At 63.1% G+C, this 17,802-nt stretch carries 12 protein-coding genes and 1 pseudogene; 7 read left to right on the top strand and 6 right to left on the bottom strand.

The genetic code is table 11. The features are described 5' to 3' along the window. Window positions 1–6 precede the first annotated feature (6 nt). Both ILFOPFJJ_RS01865 and ILFOPFJJ_RS01860 read right to left on the bottom strand, forming a co-directional pair. Window positions 7–2,355, bottom strand: a complete 2,349-nt coding sequence (locus ILFOPFJJ_RS01865) for a xanthine dehydrogenase family protein molybdopterin-binding subunit (protein WP_173508884.1) — start codon at window positions 2,353–2,355, stop codon at window positions 7–9. A gap of 85 nt (window positions 2,356–2,440) precedes the next feature. Beyond that, the gene (locus ILFOPFJJ_RS01860; protein WP_173508883.1) at window positions 2,441–2,929 is read right to left on the bottom strand and encodes a (2Fe-2S)-binding protein; all 489 of its coding nucleotides are present in this window, start codon (window positions 2,927–2,929) and stop codon (window positions 2,441–2,443) included. Between the two features lie 427 nt (window positions 2,930–3,356). Here ILFOPFJJ_RS01860 and ILFOPFJJ_RS01855 point away from each other — a divergent pair, with 427 nt between their 5' ends. From ILFOPFJJ_RS01855 to ILFOPFJJ_RS36165, 4 genes and pseudogenes are all read left to right on the top strand, one after another. Continuing rightward, window positions 3,357–3,608 carry a YMGG-like glycine zipper-containing protein gene (locus ILFOPFJJ_RS01855; RefSeq protein WP_153440661.1) on the top strand — a complete coding sequence of 84 codons (252 nt, stop codon included), beginning with the start codon at window positions 3,357–3,359 and terminating at the stop codon, window positions 3,606–3,608. A 415-nt stretch (window positions 3,609–4,023) separates the two neighbouring features. Continuing rightward, the gene (locus ILFOPFJJ_RS01850) at window positions 4,024–5,223 is read left to right on the top strand and encodes an NAD-dependent formate dehydrogenase (protein ID WP_173508882.1); all 1,200 of its coding nucleotides are present in this window, start codon (window positions 4,024–4,026) and stop codon (window positions 5,221–5,223) included. A gap of 229 nt (window positions 5,224–5,452) precedes the next feature. Further along, window positions 5,453–7,366, top strand: a complete 1,914-nt coding sequence (locus tag ILFOPFJJ_RS01845; protein WP_173508881.1) for an autotransporter assembly complex protein TamA — start codon at window positions 5,453–5,455, stop codon at window positions 7,364–7,366. 92 nt (window positions 7,367–7,458) lie between these two features. Beyond that, window positions 7,459–12,103: pseudogene (locus ILFOPFJJ_RS36165) on the top strand (translocation/assembly module TamB domain-containing protein). A 91-nt stretch (window positions 12,104–12,194) separates the two neighbouring features. Here ILFOPFJJ_RS36165 and ILFOPFJJ_RS01835 read toward each other — a convergent pair. Both ILFOPFJJ_RS01835 and ILFOPFJJ_RS01830 read right to left on the bottom strand, forming a co-directional pair. Beyond that, window positions 12,195–12,671, bottom strand: a complete 477-nt coding sequence (locus ILFOPFJJ_RS01835; RefSeq protein WP_173508880.1) for a VOC family protein — start codon at window positions 12,669–12,671, stop codon at window positions 12,195–12,197. A gap of 275 nt (window positions 12,672–12,946) precedes the next feature. Further along, on the bottom strand, window positions 12,947–13,381 hold the full coding sequence (locus ILFOPFJJ_RS01830; RefSeq protein WP_173508879.1) for an Lrp/AsnC family transcriptional regulator: 435 nt from the start codon (window positions 13,379–13,381) through the stop codon (window positions 12,947–12,949). 141 nt (window positions 13,382–13,522) lie between these two features. Here ILFOPFJJ_RS01830 and rocF point away from each other — a divergent pair, with 141 nt between their 5' ends. The 3 genes from rocF (at window position 13,523) to ILFOPFJJ_RS01815 (ending at window position 16,532) form a co-directional block, all read left to right on the top strand. Further along, entirely contained in the window at window positions 13,523–14,446 is a 924-nt protein-coding gene (gene rocF, locus ILFOPFJJ_RS01825; RefSeq protein ID WP_173508878.1) for an arginase, read from the top strand. A 79-nt stretch (window positions 14,447–14,525) separates the two neighbouring features. Further along, complete coding sequence (rocD, locus tag ILFOPFJJ_RS01820; RefSeq protein ID WP_173508877.1) at window positions 14,526–15,731, top strand: ornithine--oxo-acid transaminase; 1,206 nt, start codon at window positions 14,526–14,528, stop codon at window positions 15,729–15,731. A gap of 321 nt (window positions 15,732–16,052) precedes the next feature. Then, on the top strand, window positions 16,053–16,532 hold the full coding sequence (locus ILFOPFJJ_RS01815; RefSeq protein WP_173508876.1) for a chemotaxis protein CheW: 480 nt from the start codon (window positions 16,053–16,055) through the stop codon (window positions 16,530–16,532). 201 nt (window positions 16,533–16,733) lie between these two features. On the opposite strand, the gene ILFOPFJJ_RS01810 is transcribed toward ILFOPFJJ_RS01815, so the two are convergent. Both ILFOPFJJ_RS01810 and fdhD read right to left on the bottom strand, forming a co-directional pair. Further along, window positions 16,734–16,964: a formate dehydrogenase subunit delta gene (locus tag ILFOPFJJ_RS01810; protein ID WP_173508875.1), complete on the bottom strand. Its 231-nt coding sequence runs from the start codon at window positions 16,962–16,964 to the stop codon at window positions 16,734–16,736. Beyond that, window positions 16,954–17,781 (bottom strand): formate dehydrogenase accessory sulfurtransferase FdhD, encoded by an 828-nt coding sequence (gene fdhD, locus ILFOPFJJ_RS01805; RefSeq protein ID WP_173508874.1) that lies wholly within the window; start codon window positions 17,779–17,781, stop codon window positions 16,954–16,956. Before fdhD ends, ILFOPFJJ_RS01810 begins: the two co-directional genes overlap by 11 nt. Window positions 17,782–17,802: the final 21 nt, after the last annotated feature.

Here is a 17,802-nt window from a genome sequence, read left to right as displayed (position 1 = left end):
CTCCGATCAATTGGCGGCGTGTGCCGCCGCCCAGACCTTCTCAGGCGTCGCGGGCATGGTGAGCGTGTTGTTGCCGATCGCGTCGGTGATCGCATTGATCAGCGCCGGCGGCGAACCGATCGCCCCCGCTTCCCCGCACCCTTTGACGCCGAGCGGGTTGTTCGGGCAGGGCGTATTCGAGGTCGACACCTTGAAGGACGGCAGGTCGTCCGCGCGCGGCATGGCGTAATCCATGTAGCTCGCCGTCAGCAGCTGGCCGCTTTCGGGGTCGTAATGAACGCCTTCGAGCAGCGCCTGACCGATACCCTGCGCCAGCCCGCCATGCACCTGGCCTTCGACGATCATCGGGTTGATGATGTTGCCGAAATCGTCCGCCGCCACGAACTGGACGATCTCGGTCCGGCCGGTATCGGGATCGACTTCCACCTCGCAGATGTAGCATCCGGCCGGAAAGGTGAAATTCGACGGATCGTAGAAGGCGCCCTCCTTCAGGCCGGGCTCCATCCCGGAGGGCAGATTGTGAGCGGTGTAGGCGGCGAGCGCCATCTGGAACCAGGGGACCGACTTGTCGGTACCGGCAACCTTTAGCTCGCCGTTTTCGATGACGATGTCGCTCTCGTCCGCCTCCATCAGGTGGGCGGCGATCTTCTTGGCCTTGGCCTCGACCTTGTCCAAGGCCTTGACCACCGCCGACATGCCGACGGCGCCCGACCGGGAGCCATAGGTTCCCATGCCCATCTGGACCTTGTCCGTATCGCCATGGACGATGTTGACGCTGTCGATCGGCACGCCGAAGCGGTCTGCGACGAGTTGGGCAAAGGTCGTCTCATGTCCCTGGCCGTGGCTGTGCGAGCCGGTCATCACTTCGATCGTACCGACCGCATTGACCCTGACCTCCGCCGATTCCCAGAGGCCGACACCCGCGCCGAGCGAGCCGACGGCGGAAGAGGGCGCAAGCCCACAGGCCTCGATGTAGCAGCTCATGCCGATGCCGCGCTTCATGCCGCGCCGCTCCGCTTCCGCCTTTCGGGCGGCAAAGCCGTTCCAGTCGGCCGCGGCCATCGCGGCGTTCAACGACGCCTCGTAGTCCCCGGCGTCGTAGTTCATGATCACCGGTGTCTGATGGGGGAAGGTGCGGATGAAGTTGATGCGCCGCAGCTCAGCGGGCGAGATGCCGAGTTCCCGCGCCGCGGTCTCCATCGTCCGCTCCAGGAGGTAGGTGGCCTCCGGCCGCCCCGCGCCGCGATAGGCGTCGACCGGCGCCGTGTTGGTATAGACGGTGCGGACATTGGCGTGAATCGCCGGGATATCGTATTGCCCCGAGAGCAGCGTCGCATAGAGATATGTCGGCACGCACGAGGAGAAGAGCGACATGTAGGCGCCGAGATTGGCGATCGTGTCGACCTTCAGCGCGGTGATCCGGTTGGAACTGTCAAACGCCATCTTCACCGTCGATATGTGATCGCGGCCGTGGGCGTCGGTCAGGAAGGCTTCGGTGCGGTCGCACGTCCACTTCACCGGCACGCCGGTCCGCTTCGAGGCCCAGAGACAGACGATCTCCTCCGGATAGATATAGATCTTCGAGCCAAAGCCGCCGCCGACATCGGGCGCGATCACTCTCAACTTGTTCTCAGGCGCGACATTGTAGAAGGCGCTCATCACCAGTCGCGCCAGATGCGGATTCTGGCTGGTCGTGTAGCAGGTATAGTGATCGTCGCCCGAGTCATAGATGCCGAGGGCCGCGCGCGGCTCCATCGGATTCGGTGACAGGCGGTTGTTGAAGATTTTCACCTCCGTCACATGCGCCGCCGCCGTAATCGCCGCGTCCGTTGCCGCCGCATCGCCGAGTTGCCAGTCGAAGATCAGATTGTTCGAAGCTTCCGGATGAAGCTGCGGCTGGCCGTCGGCCATCGCCTTGACCGGGTCGGTGACCACCGGCAGCAGCTCGTAATCGACGGCCACCGCCTCGGCGGCATCGCGCGCTTCGTCGACGCTGTCGGCGACGACCACCGCCACCGCATCACCGACATAGCGCACCGTCTGGTCGGCGAGCGGCCGCCAGGCGCCCATCTTCATCGGCGAGCCATCCTTCGAGTGAATCATCCAGCCGCAGATCAAGTTGCCGATCCCGTCTGCCGTGAGTTGCCTGCCGTCGAGCACGTCGATGACGCCGGGCATCTCTTTTGCCGCCGTGGCATCGATGCTCCTGATCTTCGCATGCGCATGCGGGCTGCGCACGAAGATCGCGTACTTCATGCCCGGCACGCTCATATCGTCCGTGTAGCGGCCCTTGCCGGTCAGGAAGCGCTTGTCTTCCTTGCGCGCCACCCGCGCGCCAATTCCTTCAACGCCCATTGCCTATCTCCTCCCGAGATATTCAGTGAAAGTGCTGCGACGAAATCCGTAGCGGACGATTTTCCTTCGCCCCCCTGAAAGCGCATCATTCGGCCGCCTGGCGAGCGCCGCCCATTTCGGCCGCGGCGGCGAGAATCGCCTTGACGATGTTGTGATAGCCGGTACAGCGACAGATATTGCCCTCGAGCTCGGAGCGCACCGTCGCCTCGTCGAGGCCGCTGCCGTGCCGGGCGATCATGTCGACAGCCGTCATCACCATGCCGGGCGTGCAAAAACCGCACTGCAGCCCGTGATGCGCCTTGAACGCTGCCTGGACCGGATGAAGTTCGCCGTCTTTGGCCAAGCCTTCGATGGTCGTGATCGACGAGCCTGCCGCCTGCACCGCAAGGATGGAACAGCTTTTGACCGACAGCCCGTCCATATGGATGACGCAGGCGCCGCACTGCGACGTGTCGCAGCCGACATGTGTGCCGGTTAGTCCGAGATTTTCGCGGATAAAGTGCACCAGCAGCGTGCGGTCATCACATGTGCCGCTGACCTGGCGGCCGTTGACCGTCATCGTTATTTTCGCCATTTCGCTCCTCCGGGGTCGGTCAGTGCCAACTTGAGCGCGGCTTCAACTCGGGTGAGATGCGTTCACGCGACTGAAGTACGCGCCAACTGATATCAATGCCCACTGCCCGTGGCCCGCTCCTCCCGGACCGACGCGGCGCTTTGTATCATTTGTTTTTTTTTGGAATGTCGCAACCGTTTCGGTCTGCGCACGACAAAAAAATTCCGCAGCGGCTGTGACGTCGGGAACAGCGCCTTCATGTTCCGTTCAGGAAGGATCGCATTATCTTGCGACGGAAGATTCGCCGGGGTCCAGTAGACATTCGCTGACGGCGGGTTATTTTCCGAATTGCAAGTTCAAGTGGAAGGCGACGTTTCGGTCGACCTGCCATCCAACCAGGGACGGACGAAGCGACAGGCTGAAATCCGTAGAGATCGGAGAGGACAACATGAAAAAAGCCATAGCCCTTGTGCTGGTCGCCTTGTCGGTCGCAAGCTGCACGCAGACGGAAAAGGGCGCCGGCATCGGTGCTGCATCGGGCGCGATCATCGGTGGCGCGATCACCGGTAACGTACGCGGCGCTGCGGTCGGCGCGGCCATTGGCGGTGTATCCGGCGCGTTGATCGGCCATGTCAGCGAGCAGCCAGGTCAATGCTACTACCGCGACCGCTACGGCCGCCGTTACATCGACCGTTGCTGATCGCCGCAGCGATCCGCAAGCGAACGGCCCCGGAGCGATCCGGGGCTTTTTCTTGTGTTGTCGGGGCGGGTGCCGATGCGGGGAATGGCCCCAGCTACGCTTCGGCATGTTTCCTTAAGTCGGGGCCGATTTAAGGAAACATGCCGAATTTCAAACTCTTACGGCAACCTTTGTGCGTCTGAAGAGACGCACGGCGCTGTAGCGAACCATCCAGGCGCAAGGCCGCCCACTTGAAACGGCCTCCGGCTCCTCCACCTTCTTGGGAATAGTAGCAACTCTACGAACGTGGGAGAGCCAGGAGCAACCCTGCTGGCCACAGATTCAACAGAGCATATCGCCCTGATGTTCGTCCGCATTGACCGGCAGTCTTGAAGACTCGCGGCCTTCCTCTTCGTTTCACTGAAGGGAGATGGAAATGGCAAAGGTCGTTTGCGTCCTCTATGACGATCCGGTTGATGGATATCCGACCGCCTATGCGCGGGATGGCCTGCCGAAACTGGAAAATTATCCCGGCGGCCAGACGCTTCCCACCCCGAAAGCCATCGATTTTCAGCCGGGTGTACTGCTGGGCAGCGTCTCCGGCGAACTCGGCTTGAGGAAATTTCTCGAAAGTCAGGGGCATAGCCTCGTCGTCACCTCGGACAAGGACGGTCCCGACAGCGTCTTCGAACGGGAGCTCGTCGACGCCGATATCGTGATCTCGCAACCTTTCTGGCCAGCCTATTTGACCGCCGAAAGGATTGGCAAGGCGAGCAAGCTGAAGCTCGCGATCACCGCCGGCATCGGCTCCGACCATGTCGACCTGCAGGCCGCGATGGACCACGGCATCACCGTCGCCGAAGTGACCTACTGCAACTCGATCAGCGTGTCCGAGCACGTGGTCATGATGATCCTCAGCCTCGCGCGGAACTATATCCCCTCCTACCAGTGGGTCATGAAGGGCGGCTGGAACATCGCCGATTGCGTCGCGCGCTCCTACGACATCGAGGGCATGGAGATCGGCACGGTCGGCGCCGGGCGGATCGGCACCGCGGTGCTGCGCCGGCTGAAGCCGTTCGACGTCAGGCTGCACTACACCGACCGACACCGGCTCCCGGACTCGCTCGAGAAGGAGCTCGGCGCCAGGTTCCACCAGACCGCGGCGGAGATGGTGCCTATCTGCGATGTGGTCACCATCAACGCGCCCCTTCACCCGGAGACGGAAAATCTCTTCGACGAGGCGATGATCGCCAGCATGAAGCGCGGTGCCTATCTGGTGAACACGGCGCGCGGCAAGATCTGCAATCGCGATGCGGTCGCGCGGGCGCTCGCAAGCGGCCAGCTCGCTGGCTATGCCGGCGATGTGTGGTTCCCGCAGCCGGCGCCCAAGGACCACCCGTGGCGGTCGATGCCCCATCACGGCATGACGCCTCATATTTCGGGTTCGTCGCTCTCCGCACAGGCGCGCTATGCCGCCGGCACGCGAGAGATTCTGGAATGCTGGTTCGAAGGCAAGCCGATCCGCGAGGAATATCTGATCGTTGCCAGCGGCAAACTCGCCGGCGCCGGCGCGCATTCCTACAGTGCGGGAGATGCCACGAGCGGCTCCGAGGAGGCGGCTCGTTTCAAGAGCTGAACGCGGCGGGCGATTGCGAAGACGGCCGCACAGCCATATGGCGACTTTTGTGCCTGAAGGACAACATAATGAGTCCTTTTTGCAAAAATCCGACCCGAATCAGAGCTTCGGGGGTGGATGCGGCACGCCGTGATCGTTAACAGATGGAAAACTTTGCCATGCAATAGTGGCGGTTGCCGCATATGCAGGCAGTTTGTTGAGAGTCGCCTGAAACGGGATGCGGAGAGGGATGTCTCCATCACGGTCGAGCATTGTGCACTGGAAGGCAGCAACCGCGCTCGCAGTTGTGGCTTCGGCACTGTTCGGCCCGCTTTCCCTCGATCAGGCCCGGGCGTTCGAGCTCTTCGGTATGCGCTTCTTCGAAAGCGAGGAAGAAGAGGTCCAGGTCATCGACCCGGTCAACTACGCCCTGACGTTCGAGCCCGGCACTGACGACAAGGAGCTCCGGGAGGCGCTCGAGAACAGTTCGATGCTTTTCCAGGACCGGGAAGAACCGGTATCGGGCGATCTCGGGCTTGCAATCAAGGCGCGCGACGACCGGGACCGCATTCTCGCGGGCCTCTATGAGAAAGCACGCTACGGCGGAACAGTCAGCGTTCTGATCAACGGTCAGGATGTCGACAGTCTGCCGCCCGATCCGTCCTTTCCGGACGGGAGGCCTGTGCCCGTTTCGGTCAGCGTCACGCCCGGGCCGGTGTTCACGCTGGGCTCGGTGAGGTTCGAAGGCGATGCCGCAGCGTTCGATCCGGCCGCTTACGATCTGAAGCGCGGCGCCCGCGCCGACTCCACGCTGATAATCAAAGCGGGCGAGCAGATCGTGAACGATCTGAAGGAACAAAGCCGCCCCCTGGCGAAGCTGACGGAACGCAGTGTCGTCGCGGACCATGCCACATCCACCGTCGACGTGACGATCAGTGCCGCCGGCGGACCCGTCGCTCCGGTTGGACAGCTCACAGTGACCGGCACGAAAACCGTCGATCCGGTTTTCGTCAGGGATTACTCCCGCCTCAACGACGGCCGCCCCTATTCGCCGGAAAATATCCGCAAGGCCGCCGAGCGCCTGCGTCAGTTGAACGTTTTCTCGAGCGTCACCATCAAGGAAGCCGACGCGCTCACGCCGGACGGCAAGATCCCGATGAACATCGAGGTCTCGGAGGGCAAGCACCGCTACTTCGGCTTCGGCGCCCAGGTCTCGACCACCGACGGTGTCGGCGTAGAGGGCTACTGGGGCCACCGCAACCTTTTCGGCCGCGCGGAATCCTTGCGAATAGAAGGCTCGGTCGACCGCATCGGCGAGACCACGGACGTCGGCGGCCTCGACTATTCCGCCGGCATCCTGTTCGCGAAGCCCGGCGCGTTCGGGCCAGCGTCGACTTTCACCGCGAGCGTCAAAGCCAGCATCGTCGATCCGGACGCCTACAGCGCGAAGATGATCACCGCGGCAGCCGGTGCGACCTTCGAGCTTTCGCCACAGGATACATTCTCTGGCGGCGCTGAATTGAGCTGGGCCGACGTCGACGACGCCTTCGGAGAGAATTCCTATCTCACCGCCAGCATCCCGCTCGAATATGTCCGCGATACCCGCGACGACAAGCTGAACGCGACCGAGGGCTACCGGGCGCTGATCAATGCCAAACCGAGCTATGAGATCGAAGGACAGACCTTCTTCACCTCGTTCGAGGCCTCCGCCTCCGGCTATTACGCGCTGGGCGAGGAGGAGCGTTTCGTACTTGCCGGCAAGCTTGGCGCCGGCATGCTCATCGGCGGCGACGAACTTGTCGACATACCCGCGCCCCGGCGCTTCTTCCTCGGCGGCGGCGGTTCGGTGCGCGGCTATGCTTTTCAGGAGATCAGTCCTCGCGACGAGGACAATGATCTCACCGGCGGCCGCTCCTATGTCAGCGGCTCGCTGGAAGCGCGCATCTCGATTACCGACACGATCGGCATCGTTCCCTTCCTCGATGCCGGAACCGTTTCGGAAAATACGACGCCCGATTTTTCCGACATTCGCGCCGGCGCCGGCGTCGGTCTGCGCTATGCCACTCCTTTCGGACCGATCCGGTTGGATTTTGCGGTCCCGCTCAACAAATACCCCGGCGGGACAGACTACGGCATCTATGCCGGCATCGGACAGTCCTTCTGAATTGCGCCTGATTTTGTTGATAGTTCAGGCAGATAATTTCCGCAGGTTCCCTGCCGATTCCGAAACGGCGTAACTTGGTCTATGGGTAGGATATGAATCAGGTCATCCGCTTCCTTCGATCTGGGCTGCGCTATTTCTTTGCCGGCCTCGGCACTCTTGTGGTCCTGCTCCTCCTGCTCGCCGTCTTTGTCGGCTTCACGACGCCCGGCGCGCGGCTCGTCGCCTGGGCAATCGAAAAATACGCCGCAACCCCCGACCAGATCGTCCGCATCTCGGATCCGGGCGCCCTGCTCACCGGGCATTTCACCGCCGGCACGGTCACCCTCTTCGACGGAGAGGGGATCTATGCGGAAGTCCGGGACCTTTCGGTGAACTGGTCGCCGGCCGAACTCCTGTCGATGCGGTTCGACGCGAGCCAGATTTCCGCGGGCTCCGTCCGCGTGGAACGCACGCCCATTCCCTCTGCCGAAACCAAGGAAGTACGGGAGACTTTCGCGCTGCCCGTCGACGTCAAGATCGACGCCTTCGATCTCAAGGAGATCATGATCGGCAAGGCGATCGCCGGCGAAGATCAGTTCCTGACCGCGCGCGGCAGGGTCAACGCCACGAATTCGAGCATTGCTCTTGCCCTCGATGCCGCTGAGCGCGACCGCCCGGACGCGCGCGCGGTCGCGGATGTCGTCTTCGATCCGGCCGGCAATCAATTGAAACTGGAAGCGAAGGTGACCGAACCGAAGGGAGGGCTTCTCGCCAAGCTACTCCGCATCCCGGGCGAGCCTGCCGTCGACATCGCCTTGACCGGCGAGGGTCCGCTTTCAGATTGGGCCGGATCAGGCACCGCTTCGCTCGGCGGCAACGAAATCCTCCGGCTCGATGGACGCCATATGCAGGCGGGCGACGGCATGCATCGGCTGACGGTCACCGGCGGCGGCGCCCTGGTGTCGCTCGTGCCGGCGGGGTTCAAGCCGTTGTTCGAGGGGACGACGAACATCGATGTCACCGCCCGCTTCGACGGATCGAGCATGGTGCAGATCGAGGCCGGCAAGGTTTCGACCGGCGCATTGACGCTCGACGCATCCGGTACGGTCAACAGCAAGGGCGAGAACAATCTTCAGGCAAGCCTTGCGGGCACCAGTGGCGCCATCGACTTTCGTTGGCCGCTGAGGGAAGGCGAGCTGCGCGCGCTGATCGACACCGCCAATCTGTCCCTGATCGGCGACGGACAATCGGCGATCCTCGACATCGCCGCCGATCTCCGTTCCGTCTCGCTTCCGGAGATGAACCTTGCGGCGGTTCGGCTATCCGCGCAAAGTGACGCCTTCAATCTGGAAACACAATCCGGACCGCTGAAGACGACGGTCGAGGTCAGAGAGAGCCGTTTTGCAAGCGCCGATCTCGACCGGGCAATCAAAGCGCCCATGAAACTCGACGGCACGATCGTCGTCGGGCCGGAGAACATCCGCTTCGATCCGCTGACGATCGAAAGCGCCAGTATCGGCGGCAGCGTCACCGGCAGTCTGAACCGCGCCGAAACCACGGTCGAGGCGGCGTTCAAGCTGTTCGCGATGCCTGGCGTTCTGCCGCCCGGTATCGCCGCAAAGTTCGAAAATACGATCGCGGCAACAGGAAACGTCGCGACCGGCGAAGACGGCAGCGTCAGGCTGAGCGGGCTTGACGTCAAATCCGGAATACTGGATGCCTCGGGCACCGCCACGCTCACCGACGGTACCTTGACCGCTGATATTGAAGGAAACCTTCCCGATATCGGCAGGCTGCTCGCCGACGCCAGAGGCGCGGCGGCGTTCCGTGCCGCGATCTCCGGTCCGCTCAGTGAACTCGGCGTGAAGGCGCAGATGACTTCCAGCGGCGCGACGCTTGCCGGGCGCACGCTGACGGACCTGGCGATCAATGCCGATGCGACGGCGAAACCCGGCAGCCCGCAGGCGAAGCTGACCGCGACCGGCGCCCTCGGCGGCCAGGCGATCGACATCCGGGCCGACGTCGTTTCCGAGAACGGCCGCACCTCGATCCCGACGCTGGAGGCGAAGGTCGGCGACAACCGGCTGACCGGTGCGCTCGACCTGACGCCCGACTTCAAGCCAAACGGCACGATCGACTTCAACCTGCCGAACCTCGGCCTGTTGGCCGCCATGGCCGGCCAGACCGCATCCGGCGATCTTGCCGGTTCCGCAACGGTGCGCAGCGCCGATGGCGTCACGTCGATCGCGCTCAAGGCGAACGGCGGCAGCATCAGCCGCGATGCGCTGACGATCGCCAGGCCCACCGCCGACATCAGCATCGCGGATGTCGCCAAGCTGGCAATCAGGGGTAACATCGGCGCGGAGAGCCTCGGGCAGGGAGAAAACCGGCTCTCCGCCCTCAATCTCGCCTTCGAGCAGCAGGCGGGAAAAACCGGCTTCTCGCTCGACGCGCGGCGGCCAGGCGATCGACATCCGGGCCGACGTCGTTTCCGAGAACGGCCGCACCTCGATCCCGACGCTGGAGGCGAAGGTCGGCGACAACCGGCTGACCGGCGCACTCGACCTGACGCCCGACTTCAAGCCAAACGGATCGGTCGACTTCAACGTGCCCGATCTCGGCCTCCTGGCGGCGATAGCCGGCCAGAGGGCATCCGGCGATCTCGCCGGCTCGGCGACGATTAGGACTGCGAACGGCGTCACCTCCGTTTCGCTCAAGGCGAGCGGCAGCGGTATCAAGCGTGATGCCCTGACGATCGCCAAACCCGTCGCGGACATCAGCATCGCGGACGTCGCAGCCCTCGCGATCAGAGGCAGCGTCAGGGCGGAAAGCATCGCGCAAGGGCAGAACCGCGTTTCCGGCCTCAATCTCGCTTTCGAGCAGCAGGGGGACAGGACGGGCTTCTCGATCGACGGGAAATATGACGGCGGACCGCTCGCGGCAAAGGGCGACCTTTCCAGCAGCGGTGGCCGCACGGAAGTCCGTCTTGCTTCCTTCTCGGCGACGCCGAAGCAAATTCCCTTGAAACTCGCCAAGCCGACCGTCGTGGCGATCGACGATACCATCGTGCGTCTCAAGGACCTCGTCATCCAGGCGTCGAGGGGCACCATCACGGTCACCGGCACGGCGGGGGAAAAGCTCGATCTCTCGGCGCGACTGAATGCTATGCCCGCCGCTCTTATCAACAGTTTCGCGCCCACGGTCGGTGCGGAAGGCACGGTCGCCGGAACGGTCGACATCGACGGAACTCCGGCCGCGCCGGTGGTCGCATACGATCTCAGGTGGAGCGGCGCTTCCGTGGCGCAGGTGCGTTCGGCGGGCGTCGGCGCGGTCGACATTACCGCGAAAGGTCGGCTCGTCGACAATCGCGTCACGCTCGACGCCGTATTGTCGGGCGCTTCCGGGCTTTCCATCAGGGGCGGCGGAACCGTCGAGCTTGGCGGCAACATGCCGCTTTCGATGAAATTCTCGGGCAACGTCCCCTTCGCGCTGCTTGCCAATCTCATGGCAGAAAACGGTTTCACGCTTACCGGCTCCGCGACTGTCGATCTCTCGCTTTCCGGCTCGGCGAAGGCGCCGCAAATAAGCGGTACGATCAGGACCGCCGGCGGCCGACTGGTCGACGTGCGGCGCAATCTCGCCTTCAACGACCTGGCAGCAAATGTCACGCTCGACGGCAGGCAGGCGACGATTTCGAGGCTTTCCACCAATCTCGCCACCGGCGGCTCGATCGAGGCAAGTGGGACCATCGGGATCGCAGCCGACTCCGGTTTCCCCGCGGATCTGAGAATCCGGCTCAACAATGCGAGCTATGTCGACGGCACGCTCTTCACCGCAAATCTTGCCGGCGATCTGACGCTGAAAGGTCCGCTCGTCGCCACACCGGTGCTCGGCGGCCGGCTGACCGTCCGCCGCGCGGCAATCACCGTTCCTGAAAAATTGCCCACCTCTCTATCCGAGATCGATATCCAGCACAGGAATGCGCCGGCCAGAGTGCGGCAGATGGCACGGGACGTGCGCAGAGATCCCTCCGCGGGGGTCGGAGCCCAGGCCCGCGGCATCATCGCCTTCGATCTCGCCGTCAGTTCCCCGGGACAGTTCTTCGTGCGCGGGCGCGGCATCGACGCGGAGCTCGGCGGCGACCTGACGATCCGCGGCACCGCCGTCCAGCCGATCGTTTCCGGTGGGTTCGACATGCGGCGCGGACGCCTCGAGATTCTCGCCAAGCGACTGACCTTCACCAACGGCCGGATCAGCTTCGGCGGCGACCTGATCCCCATCCTCGACCTCGACGCCACGTCCACCGCCGGTTCGACGACCATCACCGTCAATGTCGCCGGGCCTGCCAACAATCCGCAGGTGACGTTCTCCTCCTCCCCGGCACTGCCCCAGGACGAGATCCTGGCGCGGCTCATCTTCAACCGGTCGCTTTCCAACCTGTCGGCATTCCAGATCGCCCAGCTCGCCTCGGCCGTCAGCCAACTCGCCGGCGGTGGCTCGACGTCCGTGCTCGACGGCCTGCGCAACAAGCTCGGCGTTGACGATCTCGACATAACGACCGACGAGAGCGGCGGCGCGCAGGTGCGCGCCGGCAAATACCTGAACGACCGGACCTACCTCGAATTGCAGCAAGGCGAGGACGCGGGCTCCAGCAAGGCCGTGATCAATCTCGATGTGGGACGGGGTGTAAAGCTGAAGGGCGAAGCCGCCGGTGACGGCTCCGCTGCCGGCGGCATCTTCTTCGAGAGGGAATATTAGACGAAGCCAGGATATTCCGCGGTGGCTTACCTGGTTTTGCTCCACCCTCTCCACAAGGCGGAGCGTAGACAAGGAGCGATGCCGTCATCGGTCAAGCGGCATTTCGGTCGACCCCAAACGCGTCCAAGATCTCGCTGTCCTCAATGCCGGTGAACAGCGCCCAGATGTGCCCGAATGGGTCGATGAGCGCGCCGACCCGATCTCCCGTCGGCAGCGTTTCGGCGGCATTGCGCAGGCTCGCACCGGCACCGATCGCCCGTCCGAGCACGCGATCCACGTCGTCGACGTGCAACTCGAGGATCGCCGCCGTCGTCCCAAGCGCATGCGGCGACCGCGGGCCGCCAAGCCGCGGCTCGGCATCCCGACGCGGATTGGCGCCAGCCACCCGGAAGATGGAATCGCCGATGCAAAGGTCGGCACTCGTCAGGATGCCGCTCCACTCATGACGCTGGAGAAGCTCGGCGCCGAAGACGTCACGGTAGAAGGCAATCGCCCGTTCCTCGTCCCCATGTCTGACGAACAGCTTTATGCAAATCTGCCGCGCCGGGCCGCCATTATAAGTGGCCATGACAACCTCCCTGGACCGATGAACGTGATCATTTCCAATGAATGAGAACGGGATGCGGGCGGACGCCGCGTACTTTCCTCATGCTTCGCTTTTTGCTGAGGTGAAACATCTTACAAGGGAATCGGAACAAATCAAGAACAAAAACCACTTCGCGGCCACGAAAGACGGACAGCACCGACGGTCGCACAACAGCGCCGCGCGTCTTATGTGACGCGCCAAAGGACGCCGCAGCACTTTCGTAAATCGGCTACGATGTAAGGAAACATGCAGCGGCGTCAGAACGTCCCGCTCATCTTGCTGGTCTTCAGAAGGATATTGGTCTCGGTCACGGTGATGCCGTCGATGAGCCGAATGCGCCTGAGCGTCTCGTCGAAGCTGACGAGGTCGCGATCCTCGAGCTCTGCGATGAAATCCCACCGCCCGTTGGTGCTGTGCAGCGCCCGCACCTGCGGCAAGCCGCGCAGTTGACCCGCAACGCGATCGGCCATTTTGCCGTGAACTTCGATCATGACGACGGCGCGCACGCCGGACGCCGGAATTTCCGAGCCGGTCCGGATCGTGAAGGCCGCGATCGTTCCGTTTGCCACCAGCCGATCAATACGCGCGGCAACGGTTGCGCGCGAAACGCCCGTCATCGCCGAAAGCGTCGAGACCGGTGTGCGCGCATTCTGTCTGAGCGCGCTGATGAGGGCTTGATCAAGATCGTCCATGATTCGCAAGTTGACAAATTCGGCTTACCAATATGCCGATTTTAGCCTTCCAATCGACAGTTTTCCATCTTTTTGCTGTCATGCCTTTTGACGATAATCCGCCTCATTCTCGCAGGACTCAGAGGAAGGAAAAGGGCGGAAATGAAGACCATCACCTTGATCGGCGCACCCATCGAAGAAGGCTCCGGACGGCGCGGCGCGGCCATGGGGCCGACGGCGCTGAGGATCGCCGGCATCGATACGGTTCTGGCCGAACTCGGCCATACGGTTCATGACGAAGGCGACGTCCGGCCGTTGCCCGCCCGTGACCTCGCCCATCATCCGCAAGCCAACAATCTGCAGATGGTTGGCGCCTTCGCCCGCGCGCTGAACGATGCCGTGCACGACGCCGCGCGCAAGGGGCATGTTCCAATCATTCTCGGCGGCGACCATGCGCTTTCCATGGGCAGCGTCTCGGGCATGGCGCGCCACGCCGATGACGTCGGCCGGCCGCTCTTCGTCCTCTGGCTCGATGCGCATGCCGATTTCAACTCGCCGACCACTTCGCCCTCCGGCAACATGCATGGCATGCCCGTCGCCTTCTTCTGCGGCGAGGCGGAATTCGCGCCGATCCTCGCCAGCGATCGGCCGCTGGTCGACCCGAAGAGGGTCTATCAGATCGGCATCCGTTCAGTCGATGCCCGCGAGCGCGAGGAAATCGCCGAGCACGGCGTCAACGTCTACGACATGCGCACCGTCGACGAGATGGGCATGGCTCACATCATGCGCCAGATCCTCGATGAGGTTCGCGCCGCCAACGGCCTGCTGCATGTGAGCCTCGATGTCGATTTCATGGATCCGGAAATTGCCCCCGGTGTCGGCACCACCGTTCCGGGCGGAGCGACGTTCCGTGAGGCCCACCTCATCATGGAGATGCTCTGCGACAGCGACCTTGTCTCGTCGCTCGACGTCGTCGAACTCAATCCCTTCCTCGACGACCGCGGCAAGAGCGCCCGCATCCTGGTCGAGTTGACGGCAAGCCTCTTCGGCCGCCGCATTCTGGACCGGCCGACCCGCAGCGCCTGAAGTAACGCAGATATGCCGGCGACACGCGCATTTACCCCATGAGGAGCGCGGCGCCAGGATACGAACCGGAGGATCATTTATGTCGACAACCGCGGCCCTGATTGAAACCGAATACCGGCTGGGCGCCCACAACTACAAGCCGCTCGATGTCGTGCTTTCGCGCGGCGAAGGCGTCTATGTCTGGGATATGGAAGGCAATCGCTATCTTGACTGCCTGTCCGCCTATTCCGCCGTCAACCAGGGTCATTGTCATCCCAAGATCTTCAAGGCGATGATCGAGCAGGCGCAGAAGTTGACGCTGACATCGCGCGCCTTCCGCAACGACCAGCTCGCGCATTTCTACGAGGAGATCGCAGCACTCACCGGCTCGCACAAGGTGCTGCCGATGAACTCCGGCGCTGAAGCGGTCGAGACCGCCATCAAGGCCGTGCGCAAATGGGGATACGAGGTCAAAGGCGTCACCGAAGAAAAGGCCGAGATCCTCGTCTGCTCGAACAATTTCCATGGCCGCACCATGGGCATCGTCGGCTTTTCGACCGATCCGGACGCGCGCACCGGCTTCGGGCCCTTCGCGCCGGGCTTCAAGGTCGTTCCCTTCGGCGACATCGACGCGTTCCGCGAAGCGATCACCGAGAACACGGTCGCTTTCCTCGTCGAGCCTATCCAGGGCGAGGCCGGCGTGATCGTGCCGCCTACGGGATATTTTGCCGGCGTCCGCGAGCTCTGCACGAAGTATGGCATCACGCTCATTCTCGACGAAATCCAGACAGGGCTCGGGCGCACGGGCAAGCTGCTTGCGGAAGAGCATGAAGGCATCGAGGCCGACGTGACGCTGATCGGCAAGGCGCTGTCGGGCGGCTTCTACCCGGTCTCCGCCGTGCTTTCGAATTCGGAAGTGCTGGGCGTTCTGAAGCCTGGCCAGCACGGTTCGACCTTCGGCGGCAATCCGCTCGCCTGTGCGATCGCCAGGGCGGCGCTGAAAGCGCTCACCGAAGAGGGCATGATCGAGAATTCCGCCCGCATGGGCGAGCGTTTCCAGACCGGCCTGCGCGATATCCGCTCCAACATCATCAAGGACGTCCGCGGCCGCGGTCTCATGCTCGCGGTCGAACTCGTTCCGGAAGCCGGCGGCGCCCGGAAATATTGCGAGGCGCTCAAGGCACGCGGCATCCTCGCCAAGGACACCCATGGCGACACGATCCGAATCGCTCCGCCGCTGGTGATCACCGAAGACCAGGTCGATTGGGCGGTCGAACATTTCGCCGCCGTGCTCGCTTCCGCCTGATACCTCTCGCGATCCGCCTGCTGCATGCAAAGTGCTACAGCCTCCTTTGCGCGTCCGATATGACACGGGATGCTGTAGTACGGAGGCGGATCGCCGTCGCAAAGCAAGTCTTAACGAATCCCGGCCTAGATTAGCCCAAAGCGCAAGGCGGGGTTCCTCCGCGCATGATGCGGCTTGCGCCGCGCCGAATGTCGTCGGCGGATCTAATGACACTTCCTGATTGTACGGGAAACTGCGCTTGCCTGCAGCATCCGCAGGGGGCGTCGCGAGTTGGCGGTGTCGCGCCTCACGGGCGTCGATCGGAAAGCTGAGGGACCTTCGATGACAGGTACATTGAGAACTGCCGGATTTGACGGCGAAACGCTGGAAATCATAGCGTTCCGTCTCCACGATCAGGAATTTTGCGTCAAGACGACGACGATCCGCGAGATCCGCGGCTGGGCGCCATCGACGCCCATTCCGCATTCGCCGCCGGAGGTGATCGGCGTGATGAACCTGCGCGGCACGGTGATCCCGATCATCGATCTTGCCCACAAGCTCGGAATGAAATCGACCGTCGCCAACGAACGCAGCGCCATCGTCGTCGCGGAAGTGCACAACATGGTCATCGGCCTCGTCGTCGATCGCGTCTCCGACATTCTCACGGTGCAGGGCAGCCAGGTGCAGCCCGTACCGGAAGTGACTGCCTCCTTCGACAAGAGTTTTGCGGAAGGCATCATCGCCAACGAAGCGGGCATGATCTGCTTCCTCAATCTTTCCCGCATGTTCAAGGAACGGGACGTGGAAGAACTCGCCGCCTGAGCATCGGTCGAAGCTGAATCCGACAAGGCCGTTTTGCCCGCCGGCAAAACGGCTTTTCTATTCGCCGGACGACGGCTCAGCTTCGGCGCCGCTTCCGGCCGATCGGTCGCCGCCTCCCCTCGACTGTTCCCGAAATTTGGATCTTGCCAAAAGGCGTGAGCAAGACGCTAGGATGGCCACGCTCGCCTGTTGCGAGGGATATTACGCGGCTTCCGGGCGCTTGATTTTCGAAGCCGCCTCGATCACCAGCGGGCTCAGCCCTCCGCCACCATGATCGATGTGCTCGAAGAGCTTGCGGCGCATGCGCGGCTCCCAAAATTTGTTGATATGGGTCGCAACGCCCTCCGCTGCTTCCGCCGCCGGTTGGCTCTTGAAGAACGTGGCGATCTGGTTGGCCATGTAGATGAGCTTGGCATTGGTATCAGGCGACATCGGCAACAGCTCCGGAATGTATGCGTGAGGCATGGGTGAAAATATCGAATTCGTCGCCGCGCACGAGCGCGATAAGCGTCATGCCCGCCTCCTCGGCCGTGCGGATGGCGAGCGCCGTCGGCGCCGATATTGCAATGATCACGGGGCTCCCGATAATCGCCGTCTTCTGAACCATCTCGACCGACACGCGCGAGGTGACGACGACGGCGCCCTCGGCACCCTTGAACCCGGCACGCGCCGCCGCGCCGACGAGCTTGTCGAGCGCATTGTGGCGTCCGACATCCTCGCGGACCGCGATCAGCCCCTTTCCCGGCACGTAAAACGCTGCTCCATGCACGGCGCGCGTCTCGAAATGCAGCGGCTGTTGACCGTTCAGAAGCGCAACGGCCTTGACGACGTCCGCCTGCGAAAGCCTGAGCGTGGCCCCGGAAACGTCCGGGGTGTGGCGGACAGCCTGCTCGATCGATTCGATGCCGCAAAGACCGCAGCCGACCGGACCGGCCATGTGGCGGCGACGCTGGCGCAGCATTTCGTTCTCTTCGTCCTTGAGCGTGACCTGCAGGTCGATGCCCCGGTCCTCGGTCACGACATCGACGGTCTCGATCTGGTCCGGATCCGTGATGATGCCTTCGGTCAGGCTAAATCCAACGGCAAAATCCTCGAAATCGCCGGGTGTCGCCATCATCACCGCGTGAGTCGAGCCACCATAGGTGAACGCGATCGGCGTCTCCTCGGGCACCACCCGTGACCCGGCGACAAGAGTGCCGGCGCGGCGCGCGGATTCGGAGACCTTCACGCTTGTCTTGAAACCGGTCATGCGCCGTGCTCCCGCACTCTC

It is taken from the genome of Sinorhizobium psoraleae (assembly GCF_013283645.1).
Classification (GTDB): Bacteria; Pseudomonadota; Alphaproteobacteria; order Rhizobiales; family Rhizobiaceae; genus Sinorhizobium; species Sinorhizobium psoraleae.
Note: the sequence above shows the minus strand (reverse complement) of the source record. Positions and strands in the feature narration are given on the sequence as shown.